The 23,019-nt window shown below is 62.0% G+C and carries 23 protein-coding genes; 15 read left to right on the top strand and 8 right to left on the bottom strand.

Going from position 1 to position 23,019, the window contains the following annotated elements:
• Positions 1–4: 4 nt before the first annotated feature.
• From PQQ52_RS16440 to PQQ52_RS16485, 10 genes are all read left to right on the top strand, one after another.
• Positions 5–565, top strand: a complete 561-nt coding sequence (locus PQQ52_RS16440; RefSeq protein WP_408213147.1) for a CMD domain protein — start codon at positions 5–7, stop codon at positions 563–565.
• Positions 562–1,176 (top strand): peroxidase-related enzyme, encoded by a 615-nt coding sequence (locus PQQ52_RS16445; protein ID WP_408213150.1) that lies wholly within the window; start codon positions 562–564, stop codon positions 1,174–1,176. The genes PQQ52_RS16440 and PQQ52_RS16445 overlap by 4 nt, the downstream gene beginning before the upstream one ends.
• Before the next feature lie 155 nt (positions 1,177–1,331).
• On the top strand, positions 1,332–1,625 hold the full coding sequence (locus PQQ52_RS16450; protein WP_408213152.1) for a hypothetical protein: 294 nt from the start codon (positions 1,332–1,334) through the stop codon (positions 1,623–1,625).
• A gap of 241 nt (positions 1,626–1,866) precedes the next feature.
• Positions 1,867–2,478: a GNAT family N-acetyltransferase gene (locus tag PQQ52_RS16455; protein ID WP_408213154.1), complete on the top strand. Its 612-nt coding sequence runs from the start codon at positions 1,867–1,869 to the stop codon at positions 2,476–2,478.
• A gap of 29 nt (positions 2,479–2,507) precedes the next feature.
• The gene (locus tag PQQ52_RS16460; protein ID WP_408213157.1) at positions 2,508–3,374 is read left to right on the top strand and encodes a MerR family transcriptional regulator; all 867 of its coding nucleotides are present in this window, start codon (positions 2,508–2,510) and stop codon (positions 3,372–3,374) included.
• Between the two features lie 99 nt (positions 3,375–3,473).
• Positions 3,474–4,475 (top strand): sulfonate ABC transporter substrate-binding protein, encoded by a 1,002-nt coding sequence (locus PQQ52_RS16465; RefSeq protein WP_408213160.1) that lies wholly within the window; start codon positions 3,474–3,476, stop codon positions 4,473–4,475.
• Positions 4,476–4,695: 220 nt separating this feature from the next.
• Positions 4,696–6,300 carry a flavin-containing monooxygenase gene (locus tag PQQ52_RS16470; protein ID WP_408213163.1) on the top strand — a complete coding sequence of 535 codons (1,605 nt, stop codon included), beginning with the start codon at positions 4,696–4,698 and terminating at the stop codon, positions 6,298–6,300.
• Between the two features lie 62 nt (positions 6,301–6,362).
• Positions 6,363–7,271: an SDR family NAD(P)-dependent oxidoreductase gene (locus tag PQQ52_RS16475; protein WP_408213166.1), complete on the top strand. Its 909-nt coding sequence runs from the start codon at positions 6,363–6,365 to the stop codon at positions 7,269–7,271.
• An 82-nt stretch (positions 7,272–7,353) separates the two neighbouring features.
• On the top strand, positions 7,354–8,235 hold the full coding sequence (locus tag PQQ52_RS16480; RefSeq protein WP_408213169.1) for a metal-dependent hydrolase: 882 nt from the start codon (positions 7,354–7,356) through the stop codon (positions 8,233–8,235).
• Positions 8,232–9,209 carry an alpha/beta fold hydrolase gene (locus PQQ52_RS16485; protein WP_408213171.1) on the top strand — a complete coding sequence of 326 codons (978 nt, stop codon included), beginning with the start codon at positions 8,232–8,234 and terminating at the stop codon, positions 9,207–9,209. Before PQQ52_RS16480 ends, PQQ52_RS16485 begins: the two co-directional genes overlap by 4 nt.
• Here the strand turns inward: PQQ52_RS16485 and PQQ52_RS16490 are convergent.
• A complete protein-coding gene (locus PQQ52_RS16490) occupies positions 9,184–9,738 on the bottom strand; it encodes a putative glycolipid-binding domain-containing protein (protein ID WP_408213174.1) in 555 nt (184 codons plus the stop codon). The two genes, PQQ52_RS16485 and PQQ52_RS16490, sit on opposite strands and share 26 nt — an antisense overlap.
• 285 nt (positions 9,739–10,023) lie before the next feature.
• On the opposite strand from PQQ52_RS16490, the gene PQQ52_RS16495 reads away from it, so the two are divergent.
• From PQQ52_RS16495 to PQQ52_RS16505, 3 genes are read left to right on the top strand one after another with little or no spacing between them, the layout of a single operon-like run.
• Positions 10,024–11,031 (top strand): urea transporter, encoded by a 1,008-nt coding sequence (locus PQQ52_RS16495; protein ID WP_408213177.1) that lies wholly within the window; start codon positions 10,024–10,026, stop codon positions 11,029–11,031.
• A complete protein-coding gene (locus PQQ52_RS16500) occupies positions 10,916–11,692 on the top strand; it encodes a class II aldolase/adducin family protein (protein ID WP_408213179.1) in 777 nt (258 codons plus the stop codon). Before PQQ52_RS16495 ends, PQQ52_RS16500 begins: the two co-directional genes overlap by 116 nt.
• A gap of 3 nt (positions 11,693–11,695) precedes the next feature.
• On the top strand, positions 11,696–11,920 hold the full coding sequence (locus tag PQQ52_RS16505) for a 4-oxalocrotonate tautomerase (protein WP_408213392.1): 225 nt from the start codon (positions 11,696–11,698) through the stop codon (positions 11,918–11,920).
• A gap of 143 nt (positions 11,921–12,063) precedes the next feature.
• On the opposite strand, the gene PQQ52_RS16510 is transcribed toward PQQ52_RS16505, so the two are convergent.
• The 7 genes from PQQ52_RS16510 to garD all read right to left on the bottom strand — a co-directional run bounded on the left by PQQ52_RS16510 (position 12,064) and on the right by garD (position 20,355).
• Entirely contained in the window at positions 12,064–13,263 is a 1,200-nt protein-coding gene (locus tag PQQ52_RS16510; protein WP_408213181.1) for a porin, read from the bottom strand.
• Between the two features lie 73 nt (positions 13,264–13,336).
• Entirely contained in the window at positions 13,337–14,689 is a 1,353-nt protein-coding gene (locus PQQ52_RS16515) for a TRAP transporter large permease (RefSeq protein ID WP_408213184.1), read from the bottom strand.
• Positions 14,690–14,696: 7 nt separating this feature from the next.
• Positions 14,697–15,176, bottom strand: a complete 480-nt coding sequence (locus tag PQQ52_RS16520; protein ID WP_408213187.1) for a TRAP transporter small permease — start codon at positions 15,174–15,176, stop codon at positions 14,697–14,699.
• A 139-nt stretch (positions 15,177–15,315) separates the two neighbouring features.
• Complete coding sequence (locus PQQ52_RS16525; RefSeq protein WP_408213190.1) at positions 15,316–16,308, bottom strand: TRAP transporter substrate-binding protein; 993 nt, start codon at positions 16,306–16,308, stop codon at positions 15,316–15,318.
• A 636-nt stretch (positions 16,309–16,944) separates the two neighbouring features.
• Positions 16,945–17,865 (bottom strand): SMP-30/gluconolactonase/LRE family protein, encoded by a 921-nt coding sequence (locus tag PQQ52_RS16530; RefSeq protein WP_408213192.1) that lies wholly within the window; start codon positions 17,863–17,865, stop codon positions 16,945–16,947.
• A gap of 5 nt (positions 17,866–17,870) precedes the next feature.
• Positions 17,871–18,713, bottom strand: coding sequence for an NAD-dependent epimerase/dehydratase family protein (locus PQQ52_RS16535; protein WP_408213195.1), 843 nt, complete (start codon positions 18,711–18,713; stop codon positions 17,871–17,873).
• 52 nt (positions 18,714–18,765) lie between these two features.
• Positions 18,766–20,355, bottom strand: coding sequence for a galactarate dehydratase (garD, locus tag PQQ52_RS16540; RefSeq protein ID WP_408213197.1), 1,590 nt, complete (start codon positions 20,353–20,355; stop codon positions 18,766–18,768).
• Between the two features lie 215 nt (positions 20,356–20,570).
• Between garD and kdgD the strand changes: the two genes are divergently transcribed.
• A complete protein-coding gene (gene kdgD / locus PQQ52_RS16545; RefSeq protein ID WP_408213200.1) occupies positions 20,571–21,488 on the top strand; it encodes a 5-dehydro-4-deoxyglucarate dehydratase in 918 nt (305 codons plus the stop codon).
• A 121-nt stretch (positions 21,489–21,609) separates the two neighbouring features.
• Entirely contained in the window at positions 21,610–23,016 is a 1,407-nt protein-coding gene (locus PQQ52_RS16550; RefSeq protein WP_408213395.1) for an MFS transporter, read from the top strand.
• The last annotated feature ends 3 nt before the right edge of the window (positions 23,017–23,019 follow it).

Below are 23,019 nucleotides of genomic sequence, written 5' to 3' on the forward strand. Positions count from 1 at the left end.
AGACATGACCGAACTCGCATCACCCAACCCGCCTTCCGCGCCCTCGGATGCGCGAGGCGTAGACATCATCGACACCGTCGACGCCCTTGCCGGCCTGCAAGCCGGCAGCCCGCTCGCCGCAATCCGTCATGCCCGCGATAAAGTCGCGCTGCACACGCAACGCAGCGACGACGCGTTGTTCGATCCCGCGCTGCCCGACCTGTCGTTGCAGGAGCGTTTGTTTGCAGCGTGGTATACCGCTCGCCTCTCACTGGCCGACGATCTCGCCGACGCCTACACCGCGAGGCTCATCGCCGCCGGCGCACAACCGGCCACGCTCGATGCAATCGAAGCGGGCACACTCGATCCCGCCGCCGACGCGCGCCTGATCGCGATTCTCTCGCACGTCAAGCTGCTGACACTCGCGCCTGTCGATGCACGCGCCGGGCATCTGCGGCCGCTGCAGCAGGCCGGCATCACGACGCGCGGCATCGTCGCGTTGTCGCAACTGATTGCGTTCGTCACCTATCAGTTGCGTGTCGTAGTGGGCCTGAAGGCATTGCGCGCCGCACAGGAGGCAGCATGAGTCATGTGAATCCCAATGCGTCGCCGGTTGACCGGTTCAACGGCTTCACCTTCGATACGCTCGGCTGGCGCGCATGGCTCGACACGGTCAGCCTCGCCGGCGCCACACTCGAGCAGATCTCCGTGCTTGAAGAGAGCCATCCTAAAGCCAAGACCTCCGACTACTACCTGCTGCTGGTCCAGCAGGCGGAAATCCTGCGGCAGCGCTCCGGGGTCTTCAACGCGATCATGTATGCGCCAGGCGGCCTGCCGCGCGCCGAGCGTGAGCTCGCCAGCACTGTGGTGTCGCGCGTGAACGGTTGCGTCTATTGCGCTTCGGTGCATGCGCAACGATTCGGCCAGCTCGCGAGGCGGACCGACGCGATCGAGCAGGTTTTCGAAGAACCGCTAACCGCAGGCACCACCGAGCGCGAACGCGCGATTATCCGCTACGCGATCGAACTGACCGAACACCCCGAAAAGGTCGACGACGCCGCCATCAAACGGCTCGAAGCACATGGCCTGACGCACGCGGAAATTCTCGACCTGACTCACGCGATCGCGATCTTCGCGTGGGCCAATCGGCTGATGCTCACACTTGGCGAGCCCGTGTTTCCTGCAGCGGACGCCTGATCCTGAAGCTCGCCGGTCGATGTGTCCGGCGACTCCCGCCAGGTATTCGAACGTGACGAATCCGTGCTTGCGGCCATGGCCACCTGAGCACGCCGGGGGAGCAACAAGCCGCATTGCGGTATTCTCACCGGCTCGCCAAGAAGGAGGATGGACTCATGAAGTTTTCGATTTGCCTCGCAGTTGCCGCCCTGACGCTGTCCGCTGGTGCTTACGCGCAAACCTCGCAGACCTTTCGTTTCGGCGAAGGCCAAAGCGCACTGCCGTCCGGCAATGCCCATCCGGCACCCGCACCGGACGCACAGGCCCAGCCGCAGCAGTCACCCCAGGGTCAGCCGGAAGCCCAGCCCGCCGGGCACGCGCCGGCCAAGGCCAAACCGAAGCACAAGAGCAAGCATCACCGGCATTACCGCGGACACGTGACGCAACCGGATACGTACTCGCATAACTGATCGCCGGAACGCCCGCCACGGGTATGCGCCCTGGCGACGAAAATCCGTAGCGCCCGGCCCCGTCGCATGGGCCGGTGCTCCACGCCAGGCCTGGCGTGCGCCTGTCACCTGTCACCTGTCACCTGTCGACGCGCTGATACTGCTTATAGAACATGGCGATTTTTGACTCGCTTCAAATTCGCGCGTGCGGCGGGCATAGTAAAACGTATTCTCAGACCCACCGGCCACGACAGGAACACGTATGAGCACCACCCGCCCCGCGCCCTCCACGCCCCATTCAGCCGATTCAGCCGCCACCGCGCCGCGCACCGCGCCCATCATCCGCGATGCCGCCGAAGCCGATCTGCCCGCGATTCAGGCGATCTACGCGCACCACGTGCTGACCGGGGTCGCTTCGTTCGAAGAAATCCCGCCTTCCGTCGACGACCTGCGCACGCGCCTCGCGTCAGTGCGCAGCCACGGGCTGCCGTACATGGTGGCGGAGATTGACGGCGAAGTCGCCGGCTATTGTTACGCGACGCCCTACCGGCCGCGCGCTGCCTATCGCAACACGATCGAGGATTCGATCTACATCAGCGACGCGTATCGCGGGCGCGGCCTCGGGCGCGTGCTATTGCAGGCGTTGATCGAACGCTGCGAAACCGGACCCTGGCGTCAGATGGTCGCCGTCATCGCCGACGGCGGCAGCGGCGGTTCACTGTCGCTGCATACGCAACTGGGTTTCGAATTGACCGGCACATTGAAGGCAGTCGGCTTCAAGCACGGCCGGTGGCTCGACACCACGCTAATGCAGCGGGCCTTGGGCGTAGGCGATTCATCCTTACCGGACGATGTGGCGCAGGGACACGACTGAAGCGCTGCGCGGCGCGTTAAAATCCCCCCATGCCCAAACCGCCGCCCCCCATTTCGCCCGTGCCCGACGACTCGAACGCCCCGGCCAGCGCCGTGCCGCGCAATGAATACACCGTCGACGAACTCGCGCGGGTCACTGACACCACCGTGCGCAACGTGCGCGCCTATCAGGACCGCGGCCTGCTCGAGCCGCCGGAAAAGCGTGGCCGCGTCGGCGTGTATGACGACACGCACGTGTCGCGCCTCAAGCTGATCAACCACCTGCTGACGCGCGGCTATACGCTCGCGAACATCCAGGACCTGATCATGGCCGTCGACGAAGGCCACGATCTGCGTTCCATCCTCGGCCTTGAAACCGCAATCGGCGGCCGCTGGTCGCGCGAACGGCCGAAAAAATACTCGCTGATCGAGCTGCTCCAATTGTTCGGCAACAAAGCCTCACCGAGCGCCCTCGGCAAAGCCGTCGATCTCGGTTTGCTGGAGCGCGACGGCCTTTCGTTCGTGTCGGGCAACCCTACGGCGTTGACCGCCGGCGCCGCCCTGGCGAAGGAAGGCATTCCACTCACCGACCTGCTCGATGCCGTGGGTACCGCAAGGCCGCACTTCAATGCGGTCGCCAAGGCGCTGGTCGATCTGGTGGTCCGTCAACTGGACCGCTACGACGCCGACGCCCTGCCACCGCCTGCCGACGTGCCCGCCCTGGTCGAAGCAATCTGGCGTGTGCGACCGCTGGCAATGGTGCTGGTCGAAAGCGAAATGAACCGCGCGCTTGAAGAAGCCTCCGGCGATTATCTCGGCGACCGCGTCGCGGCGATCATGGAAAAGAAGCTGGGCCATCCGCCTGAAGGCGCAGTGGCGGAGCGCGCCGCGGCAAAGAAAGACAAACCTAAAAAATAGCGCTACGCGCGTCATATTCAAATCTGCATTGCTTCGTTTGCCCGGCGGGACGTCCGTGCGACGATCTTCGACCAATCGAACGCAATGGAGATTCGCCGGATGGCCCGTCACACCCCTTTTTCGCTTTCAATCGCCGCCGCATTGCTGGCGGCATTCACGACATTAGGCGCAAGCGCTCAAAGCAGCGGCACGGGCACCGCCCAGGCGCCGGCTAAGGTACTGCGCATCGGCTATCAGAAATCAGGCTTGCTCGCGATCCTGAAAGCGCAAGGCTCGCTCGACGACAAGCTCAAACCGCTCGGCTACAGCATCAAATGGTTCGAATTTCCGGCCGGCCCACAACTGCTTGAAGCACTGAATGCGAATAGCGTCGACTTCGGCTACACCGGTGCGCCGCCGCCGGTATTCGCGCAGGCCGGCGGCGTGCGCTTCGTGTACGTCGGCGCGGAGCCGTCCGGGCGTCATGCCGAAGCCATTCTGGTCCGAGGCGATTCTGCGCTGCGTAGCGTGGCGGAACTGAAGGGCAAACGTGTCGCGCTGCAGAAGGGTTCGAGCTCGAACTATCTGCTGCTTGAAGCGCTGAAAAAAGCCGGCGTGCGTTACGAAGACATTCAGCCGGTGTACCTGGCGCCCGCCGATGCGCGTGCCGCCTTCGAAAGCGGCACCGTCGACGCATGGGTAATCTGGGACCCGTACTACGCCTCCGCGCAACAGGCGCTGAAGGCGCGCACGCTGGTCGATTATTCGGACCTCAACGCACCCTATAACTTCTATGAGGCCACACGCGACTTCGCCCAGCAGCATCCTGACGTGATCGGCGCGATTCTCAGCCAGTTGCGCACTACGGGCCTGTGGGTGAACGATCATCCGGTGGAAACCGCCGCACTGATTGCGCCGAAGGTCGGTCTGGATCAGAAGCTGGTCGAAACCTGGGTGCGCCGCTATCCGTACGGCACCACCACCGTGACCGACGAGATCGTACGCTCGCAGCAGGTGGTCGCCGATGCGTTTTACGGCGCCCATCTGATTCCGCAGAAAGTGACCGTGAAGGACAACGTCTGGCAAAACCACGAGGTGGCAGCGGCGCTGGCGGCGAAATGAAGCGGCAATGAATGAACCGCCAGAGGGGCGAAGAACGGCGGACCTGCGGGTCCGCTTTTTTATGCCTGACGCCGACAGTCAATTTTCACATAGTGAAAAATCATGAAGCCATTCCTAGAGCGGAGGGTCTAACGGCTCGCTTGCGTCATCCGTTGACAGCCTCTATTGTTACATCAACCAATGTAACAGTTAAGAACGAACAAAAAAGGAGACGGATCGGATGAACGCACGCATGATGCCCCTCGACGACGCGGCGCCCAACGCATCCGCGCCTATCGATACCGATATCGCCATCATCGGCTCCGGCTTTGCCGGCCTCGGGATGGCGATCCGCCTGCGGCAGGCCGGCATGACCGACTTCATCATTGCCGAAAAGGCCGAGTCGGTGGGCGGCACCTGGCGCGACAACCACTACCCCGGTTGTGCCTGCGACGTGCAATCGCACGTCTATTCGTTCTCCTTTGCCCCGAATCCGCGCTGGACCCGCATGTTCGCGCGCCAGCCGGAAATTCGCGCTTATCTGGAAGAGTGCACGCAGCGCTTCGGCGTTCAGCGTCATCTGCGCTTCGGCCATGAACTGGCGAGCGCGATCTACGACGAAACGCGCCACCGCTGGCAACTGACGTTCGCAAACGGCCAGCAATGGTCGGCGCGCGTGCTGATCTCGGGGATGGGCGGGCTGTCGCGCGCGGCGATGCCGAACATTCCTGGCATCGAGAAATTCAAGGGCAAAGCGTTCCACTCGCAGCACTGGGATCACACGTATTCGCTCGAAGGCAAACGCGTCGCGGTGATCGGCACCGGTGCGAGCGCGATTCAGTTCGTCCCGCAGATCGCGCCGCGCGTCTCACAGTTGAACCTGTTCCAGCGCACGCCGCCGTGGATCATGCCGAAGGCCGACCGCGCGGTGAAGCCCTTCGAACAGTGGCTGTTCAAGCATCTGCCGTTCACGCAGAAGATCATGCGTTCGGCGCTCTACTGCATGCTCGAATCACGCGCCCTCGGTTTCGCGGTTCATCCTTCGCTCATGAAAACCGCGCAGAAAGTCGCGGAGCGTCATCTGCGCCGCCAGGTGCCCGACCCGCAACTGCGCGCCACGCTCACGCCGAACTACACGATGGGCTGCAAGCGCATCCTGATCTCGAACGACTACTTCCCCGCGCTGTCACGCGAGAACGTGTCGGTGACGACCACCGGCATCGCCCGCGTGGAAGAAGACGCCGTGATCACGACCGACGGCGCGCGCCATCCGGCCGACTGCCTGATCTTCGGCACCGGCTTCCAGGTGGCCGACCCCTTCCCGGCGGGCGTGGTACGCGGGCGTGGCGGCGTCGATATCGTCGATACGTGGCGAGATGGTGCGCATGCGTATCTCGGTACGACACTGCCCGGTTATCCGAACTTCTTCATGATCGTCGGCCCGAATACCGGCCTCGGTCATAACTCGATGGTGTTCATGATCGAATCGCAGGTCGAATACGTCCTGCGCGCATTGAAGACGATGAAGGCCGAACGCGCCGACGCGATCGAAGTGCGCCCGCAGGTAGAGCGCGCCTACAACGAACAGATCCAGCAGAAACTCGGCCGTGCGATCTGGTCGACGGGCGGTTGCAAGAGCTGGTATCTCGATCCGAAGACCGGCAAGAACACCACGCTGTGGCCAGGATTCGCCTACAAATTCCGCCAGGCTACCAACACCTTCAGCATGGACGATTACCTCGCGTATTCGCCCGCCGTGCAGCCGCTGAGCGGGCATGCGGGCTCGCAGCCGCAGCCTGCCCATGCTCACGGCAACGCGGCCACGACGTCCGCGGAAGCAACCTGAAAAAGCACCATCAAAAAGAGCACAACGACAAGGCACCGTTCAGAGAGGACAGGAGATAAGCCATGAAAAACTTCACCGACAGAGTGGCCGCGATCACCGGCGCAGGCTCGGGCATGGGCCGTTCACTCGCGATCCGGCTCGCGCGCGAAGGCTGCCACCTCGCGCTCGCCGACCGCAATGCCACAAGCCTCGAAGAAACCGCGCAACTCGCGCAGGCGGCCGCGCCGCATATCGTCGGCTCGCCGTTGCGTATTACCACGTGCGTGCTCGACGTGTCGGACCGTGCCGCGATGTTCGACTGGGCCGCCGAAACGGCCGCGCAGCATCAGCGTGTGAACCTCGTGTTCAACAACGCAGGCGTCGCGCTGTCGAGCACCATCGAAGGAATGGAGTACGCCGACCTGGAGTGGATCGTCGGCATCAATTTCTGGGGCGTGGTGCACGGCACGAAGGCGTTTCTGCCGTATATCAAGGCCTCCGGTGCGGGACACATCATCAATACGTCGAGCGTGTTCGGCCTGTTCTCGCAGCCCGGTATGAGCGGCTACAACGCGACCAAATTCGCCGTGCGCGGCTTTACCGAAGCGTTGCGCCAGGAACTCGATCTGATGAAGTGCGGTGTATCAGCGACCTGCGTGCATCCGGGCGGCATTCGCACGAGCATCGCGCAGTCGAGCCGGATCTCGTCGAACATGGTCGGCTTCATGCTGGAAAACGAACAGCAAGGCAAGGACGACTTCGAGAAATTTTTCATCACCACCGCCGACGAAGCCGCACGCGTGATTCTCGACGGCGTGCGCAAGAACAAGCGGCGCGTGTTGATCGGCCGCGACGCACGCGCCGCCGACTGGATGGCGCGTACGTTGCCGGCGGCCTATCAGGCGCTGGTGGTAATGCAGACGCGCCGCATGAAGCGTATTGCGGAAAAGCGCGCGCGCCGCGCCGCGCAAATGGACGGCCGTCGCGCATGATGCGCGGACCGACAGCGAACGCAATGCAAAACACGCAATCAGCACGATTAGCAGCACATAAAAGATCACAAGGAGAAAGGCCATGATGCCGGTTCGCCGCGACCTCCGTTTCAACTTGCCGCCCGAACGTGCCGCCGATTGGCACGTGCAGGGCTCGCACGTGACACACTTTTTCAACGCGCTTTCGCTGCTTTTTCCCGCCGGCGAGCGTTTTTTCATGGACAGCGTGCGCAACTACCGCGACCAGGTTGACGACCCTGTGTTGAAGAAGCAGGTGCTTGGCTTCATCGGTCAGGAAGCGATGCATACGCGCGAGCACATCGAATACAACGATCTGTTGCAGGAAGCCGGTTTGCCCGCGCACAAGCTCGACAAGCGGCTGTGGGCGATTCTCAACTTCGGCCGCAAGATCCTGCCGCATTCTTATCAACTCGCGGTCACGGTCTGCCTCGAGCATTACACGGCGATGCTGGCGGGCCTGCTGCTGGAGGACGCATCGCGTATCGGCGGTTCAGTCGAAGGCTATACGCAGATGTGGACGTGGCATGCGCTCGAAGAAACCGAACATAAATCGGTTTCGTACGACGTGTGGAATACGGTGCTGAAGCCCGGCCTCGGACGCTATCTACTGCGCACCGGTACGATGCTCGCCACTACGCTGACCTTCTGGCTGATCGTGTTCGACTTCCACGTGCGTCTGCTAATCGCTGATCGCAAACGCGGCGGCCATATCCGTGGCATGTGGCGCGTCGTGAAGTATCTGTACGGCCCGCGTCATGGCGTGTTTCCGCGTATCGCCGGCGAATGGCTAAGCTTTTTCCGGCCGGGCTTCCATCCATGGGATCACGATAATCGCGCGCAACTGTCGCGCATTGACGGTCTCATCGCTGCGGTCGACGCCACCAACGCGGCCACGCCAAGCGCACGCAAAGCCGCGCGACGCGGTGTGCGGGCGGCCGCGTGATACGCGACACGCTGTCGGTCGAGGCCGGCGACGTGCGGCTCGCGGTCTACGTGAGTGGACCGCGCGACGCGCCACCGATCGTGCTGGTGCACGGTTATCCGGATTCGGCGGCAGTGTGGGAACCGGTGCGCGCGCAACTCGACGCGCGCTATCGCGTGATCAGTTATGACGTGCGTGGCGCGGGGGCATCCGGCGCGCCAGCGTCACGTGCGGCTTACCGGCTCGAACGCTTGGCCGCCGATCTCGCCGCGGTCGCCGATGCAACGTGCGGCACCCGGCCCTTTCACCTGGTCGGCCACGACTGGGGTTCGATTCAAAGCTGGGAAGCAGTCACCGATCCGGCCTTCAAAGGCCGCATTGCGTCGTACACGTCGATCTCCGGGCCGTGCCTCGATCACGCGTCGTTCGGCTTACGTGGCGGCGCTGGCGCCGCTGGTGCTGATCCTGCGGAACAGCCCGAACCACATCAGGCAGCAAAGCGCCCGTTCGGCAGCGGTCTGCGGCAAACGCTCAAATCCTGGTACATCTTCTTCTTTCACCTGCCGTTGCTGCCGGAGTTCGTGTGGCGAGCAGGCGGTGCGCGCATGTGGCCGTTTTGGCTGCGCCTGACCGAACGAGTGCGCCCTGAACGCGATCCCGCGCAAACGCGCAACGCGATCAATGGCCTGAATCTCTATCGCGCCAATTTCATCGACAAGTTGCTGCACCCGCGCGCACGCCTTGCGCATACGCCGGTGCAGTTCATCGTGCCGCTGCGCGATCGCTACGTCGGGCCCGAGCTTTCCATTGGGCTCGAAGGCTGGCTCGGCGCATATAGCCGCACCGAAATCGATGCTGGCCATTGGGTCGTATTGTGCGAACCGGAGCGTATCGCGACAGCCATCGAGGGCTTTGTCGAGCAGCACCGGCAGCTGCCGGCAGGCAACGGCGGCCCCGGCACCTCGACGATCAACGCCCGCGCGGCAGGCGCGTGAACAGCGTCGGATAGTCGATCACGAGGCCGTCTTCATCCACCGTCAGGTTGGCGGTGAAATTGCGGAAGATGCCCTCGTAGCGATACACGCGATTCAACTCGATGCACGAATACGCCTGCTCGGCGCGCGTGACCTGCAAATCCGGGGTTGAAATATAGGCCACGGAAATCGGCTGGCGCGCGCCTTCGGCCAGTTGCAAACGGCGGATCGGCAACGTGTTCGTGTAGGGCGTCGCGGCGATATCGATATCGATACAGCCTTCAATCGCGCTCAGGACGCGGCCGTGGCCATCGTGCCAATGGCCGGCGCCGTCGCCGTGCAATTCCAGCTCACCGCCGCCGACGATCTTCAGCCACGCATACGTGGTGCGCCATTGCGCGTCGCAGCGCACCTTATAGTGCAGGCCATACGCTTTGCCGTAGCGCTGTCCGACCAGGGCGCTCTCCACCGCAAAGCCATCCGCGCGCGCGTCGAACGCCAGATGTTCGATGCCGTCATCCTCTTCCGATGCCCATCGTAATTCACGCATCAGCCTGTCTCCTTGTGAAATGGCACGGCAAGCGCGCCGGGTTCCTATCGTAGCGCGAAAGTTTTCGGTTCGCCGACACGTTGCGCTTCGGCTTTTCGGCTCGTTGCTCTGCGGCTCGTGGCCCCATGGTGCGCGTGTGTCGCAAATAGCCACTATCAACGCCCGGCAATGCCTGGCCCGGGGCAAGTGGCCTATGCTCGCGGTTCACACTCAACCTGACCCGCCGCGCGCGCCTGGCTTGCACGCGGCAACGTCGCGCCGCATCGAATTCGCCGTCCCTAAACCATGCCCGTCGCCGCAACCGAAACACAATCCGCCGCCTTGCGCACCTTGTTGCGCAGCCTCGGCCAGATTGTGCTGCAATCGAACGCCTTCACCGGCGCGTGCCTGCTCGCCGCATGGCTGCTATGCGACCCGCGCCTCGCATGCGCGGCGCTGATGGGCGCGATCGCGGCCAACGTGAGCGCTGTATTGGCGGGCTATCGCGAGGATGACACGCGCGCCGGTTTGCATGGCTTTAACGGCGCGCTGGCCGGTCTCGCTGCGTTCAGCTTCATCGCCGACAATGCGACGGCCGCCGCCGTGGCGATTCTGGCCGCGACCGGCACTGCGTGGCTGCTGGAACCGTGGTTGCGCTGGCTACGTGCGCGAAAGCTCGGCTGTTTCTCGAGCCCCTGTCTGATCGTCACGTGGCTTTGGTTGCCGCTGGCGACGCGCGTCGCTCAACAAGCAAGCTTCACCGCTGGGCGCACGCTCGATGCGGTGCAATTGAGCAGCGGCTTGCTCGCCGGGTTCGCACAAACCGGTTTTGCGTCCGGCGCGTTGCCGGGTTTGCTCGTCCTGATTGGAATCGCCGCGGCGTCACGGCGGCACGCGCTGTGGGCGTCGATCGGCGCTGGCCTCGCGAGCGCCGTGCACCTGCTGTTCGGCGCTAACGCAAACTCATTCGAGGCAGGCCTGTTAGGATTCAACGGTGCGCTGACCGCAATCGCGCTGGCCGATTGCGGTATCGCGGCGACGCTCGGCGGTGTTGTACTTTCCGTCGTGTTGCAAATGGCGGCCACTTACTATGCGTTGCCGGCTATGACTGCGCCGTTCGTACTCGCGACATGGAGCATGCAGTGGCTCACTCGCCGTTTTACGCATGGTGCGGACCAGACAATTTCAGGAGACAGACATGTCGTTCACCCACACGCCCTCCGGCCGTGTCGCCGAGGCGGGGCCGATGTCCGACGCCGAACAACAGACCCGCGTCGATCTGGCCGCCGCCTATCGCCTCGCGGCGCTCAATGACTGGGACGACCTGGTCTACACACATATCTCAGCCAGCGTTCCCGGTGAACCCGGCCACTTCCTGATCAATCCGTTCGGTCTCGCGTTCGACGAAGTGTGCGCGTCGAATCTGGTAAAGATCGATATCGAAGGCAACATAGTCGGCACGAGCGAGCATCCCGTCAACGCGACCGGTTTCGCGCTGCACGCCGCCGTGCATGCGGCACGCCCCGATGCCTTCTGCGTGATGCATTTGCACAATACGGCGGGCGTGGCGGTTTCCGCTCAACCGGCCGGCTTGCTGCCGGCCTCGCAACATGCGCTGCGCTTTTACGGCCACCTCGCGTATCACGATTACGAAGGCCTCGCCTTTACGCCGACCGAAGGCGAGCGCCTCGTCGCGCATCTTGCCGGCAAACCGGCCATGCTGTTGCGCAACCATGGCACGCTGACTGCCGGCCGCACTGTCGCCGAAGCCTATGTGCTCATGGCCACGCTGATCAAGGCCTGCGAAATCCAGTTACAGGCGCAAGCATGTGGCAGCGAGCTCGTCGTGCCAGGCGATGCCATCGCCGCACGCACGGCCGATCAGTTGTACGACGGTGGTGCAATCGAAGGCGCGCTGGAATGGCCCGCGTTGCTGCGCACGCTCGATCGGCTCGATCGCACGTACCGCGATTAGTTTATTTATCAACGTCACCCATCACGGAGTCATGCAATGCCCACGTTTCATATCGAACTCTTCGAAGGCCGCTCGCTGGAACAGAAACGCCAGTTTGTCGAAGCCATCACTAAAGCGACTTGCGAATCGCTCGGCGTCGAACCGAACTCGGTAGACGTTATCCTCACCGACGTCAAACGCGAAAACTGGGCAACAGGTGGGCGTTTGTGGTCTGAAGCGCAGGCCTGAACGCCGGCGCGCGCGATGCTCGAAAACTGTGCATCGCCAGAAAAACTGCGCGCATTGCGCGCGCAGCCGGTACTTCCGAGCGACGCGTATCTGATACGCGCCGCCGTGGCGGCATCGACAGACGCCGCCACTCCGCTACACAATCAGAACTTGTGGATGATGCCCACACCCGCAGCAAACTGGCTGCGTGACGAAGACGGCGCGCCGTTCTGGCCGTCGCCGATATCGGCCGTTGCATTGATGATGCTCGTGCCGTTCGTTCCCAGCGTCTGACCACCCGCACGTTGATATGCCTCGAGCGCATACAGACCCGTACGCTTGGAGAGGCTGTAGTACTGCGAGAGATTGAACTGCTGATAGCGAGCCGAGCTCGAGATGCCGTTCGACTGCGTGGCGCGCGTGTAGCTATAACCCGCAGCCAGGTCCAGCGCGGTCAGCGGCTTGAAGTGCAGCACGGCACCGGCCGTGTTGAAGATCGCCTGGTTGTGGAACTTCGAGTTCACACCCGGGATGTATTGCACGTTCGAGTACGAGAACGAGACGTCCCATTGCGACGTGAACGCGTAGCCGCCCGTCACCGCAACGCGCTGCTGCGCCTGCGCCGTCTGATAGCCGTTGTTAATGCCCGACACAGCCGTCTGCGCGCCGGCATTCGACGTGGTGGAATCAGCACCCCACGCACCGCCGCCAGGCGTCGAGTTATTGATACGCTGGTAGCCCGCTGCGATGCCAAACGGACCGTTCAGGTACTGAACCGCCGCGCTATACGTCGAACCGGCATTGGTGCTGCCAGCCACGCCGCCCAGCGAATACGAACCGCTCACCGTCAGACCGTACATGCTCGGCGACGTATACACCAGCGAGTTATTCGCGCGGTACAGCGTATCCAGCGAATCGATATCGCCCGGGTGTGCGCCGTACGCGCCCGTCAGCCACGTGGTCGGGCTATAGGGCGACAGCAACGTGTAGTACGACGTGTACTGGCGGCCTGCGGTCAGCGAGCCGTAGGTGGCATTGGCCACGCCGACATACGCTTGCCGATTGAACGCCAGGCCGGAAACGGACTGCGCGCCGGTTGCGCTGTTAAAGCCCTCTTCCAACTGGAAGATCGCCTTCGTGCCACCGCCCAGGTCCTCAGCGCCCTTCAGGCCGAAGCGGCTGCCCGCCCAGATGCCGTTGACCATCTTGACGGCCGAGCGGCCACCGGTGGTCGAACCGAGTGACGTCGAGCTGCTTTGATAGCCGATCCCCGTATCGACGATACCGTACAACGTCACGCTGGTCTGAGCGTGCGCGCCGAGGGCGGCCAACCCAAGGGCCGAGGTTGCTAGTGCCTTTTTCATTTTTGCTCCTCTGTAAAAAAATTTATCTTTGTGTCTGGCAATGCCTCACCGGCGCCGCCTTGTGGTCAAGCGTTCAAAACACCGGGTGGCCATTGATCAGGCTCGGCAACCACGTCGAAAACATCGGTACGTACGTCACAATGTTGATCGCGCTGAAGATAGCCAGGTAATAAGGCCATGCCACCTTGGTAGTTTCACCGATCGACACATTGCCAATCGCGCAGCCGATGAATTGCACCGAACCGATCGGCGGATGCACCAGACCCAATGCACAGTTCAGCAAAATCATGATCCCGAACTGCACCGGGCCAACGCCCGCATGCATCGCCATCGGCAGGAACAATGGCGTGGTGATCAGGATATGCGCGGCCATGTCGACGAACGTGCCGAGGAAAATCTGCAGGACGTTGATGTAAAGCAGCATCAACCAGGCGTGACTCGTTGCACCGTCGAGCATGTGTTCGATTGCGTCGGGAATCTCCAGATAGGCCATCTGGTAGCGCAGCATGTTCGACACACCAATCAGGAGCAGCACCACGCCAGTGGTTTTCGCCGCCTTGGACAGCGCATGAGAGAGCTTCTTCATCGTCATCGTGCGATAGACGACGATGGTCAATACCAGCGAATAAGCCACGGCAATAGCAGCCGCTTCCGTCGCTGTAGCGATACCTCTCGCCACGCAGACCAGAATGATCGCGATTACCATCAAGCCCGGCAATGCGCCAAGGAACGTGCGGGCCACGGCGAACCAGCCAGGAAAGCGCTGCAATTCGGTCGAGCCGTCGGGGCGGCGCGGGTAGCCGTACTTCACGGCCTGCCAGTACGCTGCGATGAGCACGAAACCCATCACCCACAGAACCGGCAACAGCCCCGAAAACAACAGATCGCCAATCGACACGCCACTCAGTTGCTGACCGTTCAACGTTCCGGTAATGCCTTGGGCCGCGAACGCATAGATGATCATGTTCGTCGACGTGGGCATCAACGCGCCCGCCAGCGACGAATGGGTCGTCACGTTGACCGCATAGGCCGCGCTGTAGCCTTCGCGCTTCATCAGCGGAATGACGACGCCGCCCATGGCAGAAGTGTCCGCCGTCGGCGAACCGGACACGCCGCCGAACAACGTACACGCAACCACGTTAGCCATGCCGAGCCCACCGCGGAAATGACCCACCGTGGCCTGCGCGAAACGCAGGATGCGGTCGGCGATACCGCCGTGCAGCATCAACTCGCCGGAGAAAATGAAGAACGGAACTGCAAGGAACGAAAACGCGTTCATTCCGGAAATCATCGACTGCATGGCGGTGGCCGCCGGCAGACCTTCATACAGATAAGTCAGGACGCACGAGAGTCCCAGCGCAAACGAAACAGGAACCCCGAATACGAGGAAAACGAGGAAACTAACTGAGAGGATGGCAAGTTCCATGATTCTTCTATTTTTGTTTCTGTGCGAAAAGCCCCAGCAGGTTCTCGAACGAGAACAGCGCGATGCAGGTGCTAGCAATAATCGGAATCAGATAACGAAGCGCTTCCGGAAGGCCCAGGATCGGGATCTTGTCATCCATCGTCGTCTCCGCCATCTGCAAGCAGCCGAAGAAAATTGCCACAGCCAGCACGATCAGGCAGATATGCTGGAATGCATGGGCGGCCACCTGGCCTTTCGGCGGCAGCTTCTTGACTAGCGAGTCAAGCCCGATATGGCCGCCTTCGCGAACTTTGAGCGCAGCGCCGAACATGGCGATCACAATCACCAGCAAGAGGGCAATGGGCTCGACGAAATCCGGTGCATCGCTGAATACATAGCGCATCACGACGCTATAAATCACCAACAGGCACAGCGTGGCAAGACTCGCCGACGCCACGACCACCAGCACACGGAAGAGAAAATCATTTGGGCGCTTCATGAATCTCATTGACCCCATCCTTGCCTACAGCGGACTTGTATTTAATCTTCAGGAATCCTGCTAACCAGCATTGGCTCAGGAAACCGCGCGGCGGGAAAAACCTTCAGCGCTTGCTGCAAGGCTTTTCGCCACCGCGTTACTGCCGGACTTATTTGACTGCCTGGATTTCGTCGACGAGCTGCTTCATTTGCGGCGTCTTCTCGTACTTCGCCCAGACCGGCTGCATCGCCTTCACGAAGGCTGCACGGTCGATCTGCGACGCGGCGACGATCGTCGCGCCACCCTTCGTGACCGTCTTTGCCGCGTCGGCTTCGCGCGCGGTCCACAGCTTCTCGTAGTAAGGCACCGAGTCAGCCGCAGCCTTTTTGATGATGTCCTGCTCTTGCGGCGTCAGCGTGTCCCAAACCTTCTTGGAGAACACCAGGACTTCCGGCGTCATCGAATGCTGGGTTTCCGAATAAACCTGCGCGACTTCGAAGTGCTTGGTCTCTTCGTACGACGGCAAGTTGTTTTCCGCGCCATCCACCAGACCCGTCTTCAGGCCCGTATAGACTTCGGCGAACGGCATCGGCGTCGGCGTGCCGCCCATCGCCTTGATTTCGTCGACCATCAGATCCGATGGCTGCACGCGCACCTTGAGACCCTTCATGTCGGCGGGCGAATGGATCGCCTTTTTCGCGTACATCGAGCGCGCACCGCTCTCATAGAACGTCAGCGCGATCATGCCCTTCGCCTTGAAGGCGTCGAGAATCTTCTGGCCTTCCGGGCCGTACATCACCTTGCGGAAATGGTCGATGTCGCGAAACAGGAATGGCAGCGACGGAATCATCGATTCAGGCACGATCTCGTTGAACGCCGCGCCGTTGGCGCGCGCCATGTCCAGCGCGCCGATGCGCACCTGATCGATCGTGTCGTTTTCGGAACCCAGCGCGCTGTTGCCAAAGACCTTCACGGAATCCTTGCCACCGGTTGCCTTGCTGATTTCTTCACCCATGTACTTCACGGCCATATTGGTCGGATAAGTATCGCCATGCACGTCCGACACACGGAACACGCGGGCGTGTGCCGACACGGTGCTGAACGCCAGCACGGAGGCCGCGACAATCATCGAAACACGGGAAGAGGCAAACTTCTTGTTCATCGTGACATTCCTTGAAAAATAGATCACCCAATCGATTGCGGAGGGCCGCTCGTGAATGACCGTTTGCGGCGAACCGCTTTGGGATGCGACATGGTTTTGATACGTCTCCCGGCTCTACGCGCGCCACCCATACGGGTAAGCAAGCGCTTTGCCGTGCTGGCCTGTGTTGACGTCCCCGGCACAGATGCTCAGCACTCCTGTCAGACAACTCGACTTCTCTACTTCGGCTGCATCGGCATCAATCTCGCGTGAAGTTGGTCAACACGCGCAGAGAACGCTGCCCTCTTTGTCCAGCGGCCCAAAAGCTATCTCGAAAGCAATTTGTTTGGACTCATATGTTGTACGACGACATATGAAGTCTATAAAACGTGGTATGAGTTGTACAGCCGGTATTTACCCGCACGACGGCAGGTTGGGCGTAAGAGTTTCCGGATTGATTTCAGGCTTAAAAGCCAAGCCAGAAAAGGAAACGAGCGAAATCTTCACCTCGCGGATTTATGTTTTTCGTAGCGAGGGAGATGACCCGAAAGTGGCATTTATGCCACTATGTTGTACGACGAGTGATGAATAAAAAGCTGCGACTGTTGGGCGTCGACGTACTAATAACTCGACGCCCGTCTCATGCACCGCGCGTTTTCAGAGTTTGCCCGCGTATTCCGGCTCGGGGAGGCCGCCCACGCCGGGGCGAACGGCAAAGAGATGGCCGTCGTGTTCGCTCGCGCCAGTCGCGGGACGAATCGACGTCACGAACAGCGTATCCAGATTGCTGCCGCCGAACGCGCACATTGCCGGCTTCACGGCCGGCACGGCGATCTGGCGATCGAGCTTGCCTTGCGGCGTGAAGCGCAGCAACAGGCCTGCGTCGTTCGCGCAGATCCAGTAGCAGCCATCGGCATCCACGGCGGCGCCGTCCGGCCGACCGGCATAGTGATGCAGATCGGCGAATACGCGCCGATTACGGGGCTCGCCCGCGTCGATGTCGTAATCGAATGCCCAGATTTGCCGGCGCAGAGGATGCGAGTCCGACAGATACATCGTGGTCCCATCGGGCGACCACGCCAGGCCGTTTTGCGTGATCAACGCGTCGACGACCGGCTCCGACAATACGCCGCGCTCATCGAAGCGATAGAGCGCACCCGCGGGATTGGCGGCCGCCATGTCCTGCACCATCGTGCCGGACCAGAAGCGCCCTTGCCGATCGCAACGGCCGTCGTTGAAGCGCATATCGTCGAATGCGAAGACCGGTGCGGCGAGCTTTCGGCCCGTCACCTTCACCGGTTCACCACCGGGCGCACCTTCAGTCAGCGTGACCGCGAAGAGTCCCGTCTCACAGCCCGCCAACACCGTGCCGTGTTGATCGAAAGCGATGCACGCCACCTTCTCAGGCAATTGCCACTCGGCGCGCTCTCCCGAATCGAGCCGCAGCCGCACGATCTTTTGGGCCGGAATATCCACCCAGTAGAGCGCCTGTTCCGCAGCACGCCATACGGGACTCTCGCCGACCGATGCAGGTGTCTGCCCTGCCGCCTCAAGGCGTTCCGCCTGCGGGTTCGCCATGACGCTCACCGCTTCGGTTCCATCGGACCGGCCAGCACAAACGGGCCGCCCTGGAAATGCTGCGTCGGATCGGCGAGATCGGCGGTGGGCGCCGTGACCGGGAAGAGATGCTCGAATTCGATGGAGCTGTCTTGCGGGCGAAACCCGAGAAACGCCGCCTTGGTGTTATCGATCCACTTGGTCCGGTTATCCGACACGCCATAGACGATCGCGTGCCCGACCCGGTTGGTGAACAGCGAGCAGCGCACCAGTTCGATGAAGTCGCGAAAGCTCAGATAGGTGACGAGCATGCGCGGATTCTTCGGCTGCTCGAACGACGAGCCGATCCGCAGGCACACTGTCTCGAGACCGAAGCGGTCGAAGTAATAGCGCGACAGCGATTCGCCGAAGCATTTCGTCACGCCATACAGGCTGTCAGGACGCAGCGGCGCGTCGATATCGAGCACCGATGTCGTCGGATGAAAACCCACGGCATGATTCGAGCTCGCATATACGATGCGCTTCACGCCCTGCTTCTGCGCAGCCGAATAGAGGTTGTACAGGCCACGGATATTCGCTTCGAGCAGATCTTCGAACGGCGCCTCGACGGAAATACCGCCCAGGTGAACGACCGCATCCACGCCTTCGAGCAGTGTGCGAACGGCGGCTTCATCAGCGAGATCCACGATCGATGCTTCTTCGTGCGCCGCCACTTCGCCCAGCGGCGCGATATCGGTGACGCGCACCGCATCGGCCCACGCAGCGAGCGCACCGCGCAACTGCTGGCCGAGGTTGCCGGCAGCGCCGGTGAGCAAAAGACGGCGGAAAGGTTTCTGCGCCGCCGGGCGGTCAAGGTTCGAGTCAGTCATATCTCAGTCTTTGTCGTGATGGCTACCACTGCGATCGGGTCGGTCGGATCTGTCAGGTCACCGGCGCCGGATTGAACAGCGTCAACGCATTATGGAGTTTGAGTTTTTCCGCGCAGGTCTCTTTGCGTCCGCTTGCGACCTCGAGCATCAGGCGGAACAACTCCCAACCCACGTCTTCGATCGTCGCCGCGCCGGTCGCAATGGTACCGGCATTGATATCCATCAGATCATGCCAGCGGCGTGCGAGATCGGAGCGCGTCGCGACCTTGATGACGGGCACTTCCGCGAGGCTGTACGGCGTGCCACGGCCGGTCGTAAACACATGCAGGTTGATGCCTGCTGCGACTTGCAGCGTGCCGCAGATGAAATCGCTGGCCGGCGTGGCCGCGTAAATCAGGCCCTTCTGCCTGACCTTTTCACCAGGCGACAGCACGCCGGAGATGGCCGAGTTGCCCGACTTGATGATCGAACCCATCGCCTTTTCAACGATGTTCGACAAACCGCCCTTCTTGTTGCCCGGCGTGGTGTTGGCACTACGGTCCGCGCCGCCGCGCTTCAGATAATCGTCGTACCACTGCATCTCGCGGATGATTGCAGCCGCCACCTCCGCGTTGGCCGCGCGCGCCGTCAGTTGATCGACGCCGTCGCGCACTTCGGTGACTTCGGAGAACATCACCGTCGCACCGGCGCGCACCAGCAGATCGGTGGCAAAGCCCACCGCGGGATTCGCCGTCAGCCCGGAAAATGCATCGCTGCCGCCGCACTGCACGCCGATCACCAGATCGGAGGCCGGGCAGGTCTCGCGGCGGCGATTGTTCAGCCGCTTCAGATGGCCCTCGGCCATTCTCATGATCGACTCGATCATCGACTGGAAGCCGACATGCGCTTCGTCCTGAAGCACCACCACGTCGCCGTTCAGATCGGCCTCGACGTCGCCGATGTCGGCCACTTCGGCGACATTCGCAGCAGCGGCAATCGGAATCGTGCCCGGCGGCATCAGGCGTTCAGGCTGCAGCTTCTCGCAACCGAGGCTGACCATCATCACTTCGCCGCCAAAATTCGGATTCAGACTGATGTTGCGCACGGTGCGGATCGGCACCATCGCGTCCGGCGCGTCGATTGCGACGCCGCAACCATAGGTATGCCCAAGGCTCACCACATCGTCGACATTGGGGTAGTGCGGCAGCAACTCGGCCTTGATGCGCGTGACCGCGTGCTGAACCACGTCGGCGACGCATTGCACCGTGGTCGTGATCGCCAGAATATTGCGCGAGCCGACCGAGCCGTCGGCATTGCGATAGCCCTCGAACGTGAAGCCTTCCAGCGGCGGCATATCCGGCGCCTTGACGGTGGCGATCGGCAGATTGTCGAGTCCGGGCGGACTCGGCATGCGAATCACGTGTTCGTTGATCCAGCTGCCCTTCGGCAAGGCCTTGAGGGCGTACCCGATCACCACGTTATAGCGGATGACCTCGGCGCCTTCCGCGAGATCGGCCAGCGCGACTTTGTGCCCTTGCGGAACACGCTCGCGCAGCGCAAGACCATCGGGAAACACGGCGCCCTCACCCAGACCGCCGTCGTTGACGACGATCGCAACATTGTCATTGGGGTGAACGCGAATGTAGAGCGGGGTTTGTTCCATTGCATCGATCCTTATGGCGGTTTCACGCCTGCTGCGCCAACCATTCATACGTCATCCTACAACACAGAAGATTAAGCAGACGTTCCGTATTTACCCTATGACGCGCATTATGCCGTGAAAACACCGTTGAGTTAGTCGATTTGTTGTTGTACGATGACGTATAAGAAATCTCCATTTCTACATACCATCCCTATTCGACGCCCTGGATATTCATCATGACGACACCGCAGGAACTCAAGCAGATCGTTTCCGAAGGCCTTCTGTCCTTCCCCGTTACCGACTTCGACGAGCAAGGCGAATTCCGCGCCGATACCTATGCTGAGCGCCTGGAATGGCTCGCTCCTTACGGTGCTTCGGCGCTGTTCGTCGCCGGCGGCACGGGCGAATTCTTTTCGCTCACGCATAACGACTACTCGAACGTCGTACGCACGGCAACTGAAGTCTGCAAAGGCAAGGTGCCGATTCTCGCCGGCGCGGGCGGCCCGACCCGCGTGGCGATCGCGTATGCCCAGGAAGCCGAACGTCACGGCGCGAACGGCATTCTGTTGATGCCCCACTACCTGACTGAAGCCTGCCAGGAAGGTATCGCGGCGCACGCGGAAGAAGTCTGCAAGTCCGTGCCGAACATGGGTGTGATCATCTACAACCGCGCGAACTCCAAGCTTAACGCCGACATGCTCGAAGGGCTGGCCGAGCGCTGCCCCAACCTGATCGGCTTCAAGGACGGCGTGGGCGAGATCGAGAACATGGTGACGATCCGCCGCCGTCTCGGCGACCGCTTCTCGTATCTCGGCGGCCTGCCGACCGCTGAAGTTTACGCTGCCGCCTACAAGGCGCTGGGCGTGCCGGTGTACTCGTCGGCGGTGTTCAACTTCATTCCGAAGACCGCGATGGACTTTTACCGCGCGATTGCCGCGGACGACCAGGCGACCGTCGGCAAGCTGCTCGACGAGTTCTTCCTGCCGTATCTGGCAATCCGCAACCGCCGCCAGGGTTACGCCGTCAGCATCGTGAAGGCCGGCGCGAAGCTGGTCGGCCACAGCGCGGGTCCGGTGCGCGCACCGCTGACCGATCTGACCGAAGAAGAAACGGTGCAGCTCGACGTGCTGATCAGGAAGCTCGGCGCGCAGTAACGCAGTAACGCAATAAGGCGCCTCACCGTGCGAACCCGGCCGAACCTGGCTGAAGCGCACGGCACCGCAAAGAGCGCCCGGGACGGCAACGTCGCCGGGCGCTTTTTCACTGCGTTTCTGACTGCACGACGCCCGCGGGAGCCCGCTCCCTTGCATAAAAATTCAGGAGATGACGATGGAAATGAGCCGCACCGCGAGCCCCGCCCACGTCGCAAAGCGCACCAAAGTCCGCTACGCGATTCTGTTGCTGATCTTTCTGATCACGACATTCAATTACGCGGACCGCGCCACGCTCTCGGTAACCGGATCCGCGATGCGCGCCGAGTTCGGCCTCGACGCCATCAAGATGGGCTACATCTTCTCCGCGTTCAGCTGGGCCTACGTTCTGTCGCAATTGCCGGCGGGCTGGCTGCTCGACCGCTTCGGCGCGCGGCGCGTCTATGCGGCGAGTATTTTCCTGTGGTCACTGTTTACGCTGCTGCAGAGCTCGATCGGTCTACTGGGCAGCGCGGCCGCGGCCGTCACCGCGCTGTTCGTGCTGCGCTTCGCCATGGGCGCGGCCGAGTCGCCGGCGTTTCCGGCCAATGCCAAGGTTGTGGCCAGCTGGTTTCCCACCAATGAACGCGGCACGGCGTCCGCCATTTTCAATTCAGCTCAATACTTCGCGGCGGTCATTTTCACGCCGCTGATGGCATGGCTGACCCACGCGTTCAGCTGGCACACGGTCTACGTCGTGATGGGCGCGGCCGGACTTTTACTCGCGCTCACCTGGCTGAAGGTGATGAAGAACCCCGCCGACCATCCGCGTGTCTCGCGCGCCGAACTCGATTACATCGAACAGGGCGGCGGCGTGGTGAACGGGCACAAAAAAGCAGCCCGGGCTGAGGACATCGCCAGCACCGGCGGCTGGTCGCTGGTGCGTCAACTGCTGACCAACCGCATGCTGCTCGGCGTCTATCTCGCCCAATACTGCATCAACGTGCTGACCTACTTCTTCCTGACCTGGTTTCCGATCTACCTCGTGCAGGCGCGCGGCATGACGATTCTGCACGCGGGTCTGGTGGCGTCGCTGCCCGCGATCTGCGGATTCTCCGGTGGCGTGCTCGGCGGCATCCTGTCCGACGGGCTGATCCGGCGCGGACACTCGCTGACGATCGCGCGCAAGGTGCCGATCGTCGGCGGCATGCTGCTGTCGGCGTGCATCGTCGGCTGCAACTACGTTTCGACCGACTGGATCGTCGTCGCGCCCATGTCGCTCGCGTTCTTCGGCAAAGGCATCGGGGCACTCGGCTGGGCCGTCGTGGCGGATACGTCGCCGAAGGAGGCCCTCGGGCTGTCGGGCGCCATCTTCAATATGTTCGGCAATATCGCCGGCATCGTGACGCCCATCGTGATCGGCTACGTCGTTGCGAAAACAGGGTCGTTCAACGGCGCGCTGGTTTTCGTCGGCCTGAATGCCTTGCTGACGGTGTTCAGTTACCTCGTGATCGTGAAAGACATCAAACGGGTCGAACTACGCCAGGGCTAGCGG

The sequence above is a fragment of the Paraburkholderia sediminicola genome (assembly GCF_046030555.1).
Lineage (GTDB): Bacteria > Pseudomonadota > Gammaproteobacteria > Burkholderiales > Burkholderiaceae > Paraburkholderia > Paraburkholderia sediminicola_E.

Bases quoted from the DNA above. Each gene is read 5' to 3' on its own strand.
- PQQ52_RS16490 (WP_408213174.1), bottom strand. From the start codon at position 9,738: ATGCGTGAATTACGATGGGCATCGGAAGAGGATGACGGCATCGAACAT.
- PQQ52_RS16455 (WP_408213154.1), top strand. From the start codon at position 1,867: ATGAGCACCACCCGCCCCGCGCCCTCCACGCCCCATTCAGCCGATTCA.
- PQQ52_RS16460 (WP_408213157.1), top strand. From the start codon at position 2,508: ATGCCCAAACCGCCGCCCCCCATTTCGCCCGTGCCCGACGACTCGAAC.
- garD (WP_408213197.1), bottom strand. From the start codon at position 20,355: ATGGAACAAACCCCGCTCTACATTCGCGTTCACCCCAATGACAATGTT.
- PQQ52_RS16515 (WP_408213184.1), bottom strand. From the start codon at position 14,689: ATGGAACTTGCCATCCTCTCAGTTAGTTTCCTCGTTTTCCTCGTATTC.
- PQQ52_RS16445 (WP_408213150.1), top strand. From the start codon at position 562: ATGAGTCATGTGAATCCCAATGCGTCGCCGGTTGACCGGTTCAACGGC.
- PQQ52_RS16470 (WP_408213163.1), top strand. From the start codon at position 4,696: ATGAACGCACGCATGATGCCCCTCGACGACGCGGCGCCCAACGCATCC.
- PQQ52_RS16510 (WP_408213181.1), bottom strand. From the start codon at position 13,263: ATGAAAAAGGCACTAGCAACCTCGGCCCTTGGGTTGGCCGCCCTCGGC.
- PQQ52_RS16450 (WP_408213152.1), top strand. From the start codon at position 1,332: ATGAAGTTTTCGATTTGCCTCGCAGTTGCCGCCCTGACGCTGTCCGCT.
- PQQ52_RS16480 (WP_408213169.1), top strand. From the start codon at position 7,354: ATGATGCCGGTTCGCCGCGACCTCCGTTTCAACTTGCCGCCCGAACGT.
- PQQ52_RS16495 (WP_408213177.1), top strand. From the start codon at position 10,024: ATGCCCGTCGCCGCAACCGAAACACAATCCGCCGCCTTGCGCACCTTG.
- PQQ52_RS16465 (WP_408213160.1), top strand. From the start codon at position 3,474: ATGGCCCGTCACACCCCTTTTTCGCTTTCAATCGCCGCCGCATTGCTG.
- PQQ52_RS16525 (WP_408213190.1), bottom strand. From the start codon at position 16,308: ATGAACAAGAAGTTTGCCTCTTCCCGTGTTTCGATGATTGTCGCGGCC.
- kdgD (WP_408213200.1), top strand. From the start codon at position 20,571: ATGACGACACCGCAGGAACTCAAGCAGATCGTTTCCGAAGGCCTTCTG.
- PQQ52_RS16530 (WP_408213192.1), bottom strand. From the start codon at position 17,865: ATGGCGAACCCGCAGGCGGAACGCCTTGAGGCGGCAGGGCAGACACCT.
- PQQ52_RS16475 (WP_408213166.1), top strand. From the start codon at position 6,363: ATGAAAAACTTCACCGACAGAGTGGCCGCGATCACCGGCGCAGGCTCG.
- PQQ52_RS16520 (WP_408213187.1), bottom strand. From the start codon at position 15,176: ATGAGATTCATGAAGCGCCCAAATGATTTTCTCTTCCGTGTGCTGGTG.
- PQQ52_RS16500 (WP_408213179.1), top strand. From the start codon at position 10,916: ATGTCGTTCACCCACACGCCCTCCGGCCGTGTCGCCGAGGCGGGGCCG.
- PQQ52_RS16535 (WP_408213195.1), bottom strand. From the start codon at position 18,713: ATGACTGACTCGAACCTTGACCGCCCGGCGGCGCAGAAACCTTTCCGC.
- PQQ52_RS16440 (WP_408213147.1), top strand. From the start codon at position 5: ATGACCGAACTCGCATCACCCAACCCGCCTTCCGCGCCCTCGGATGCG.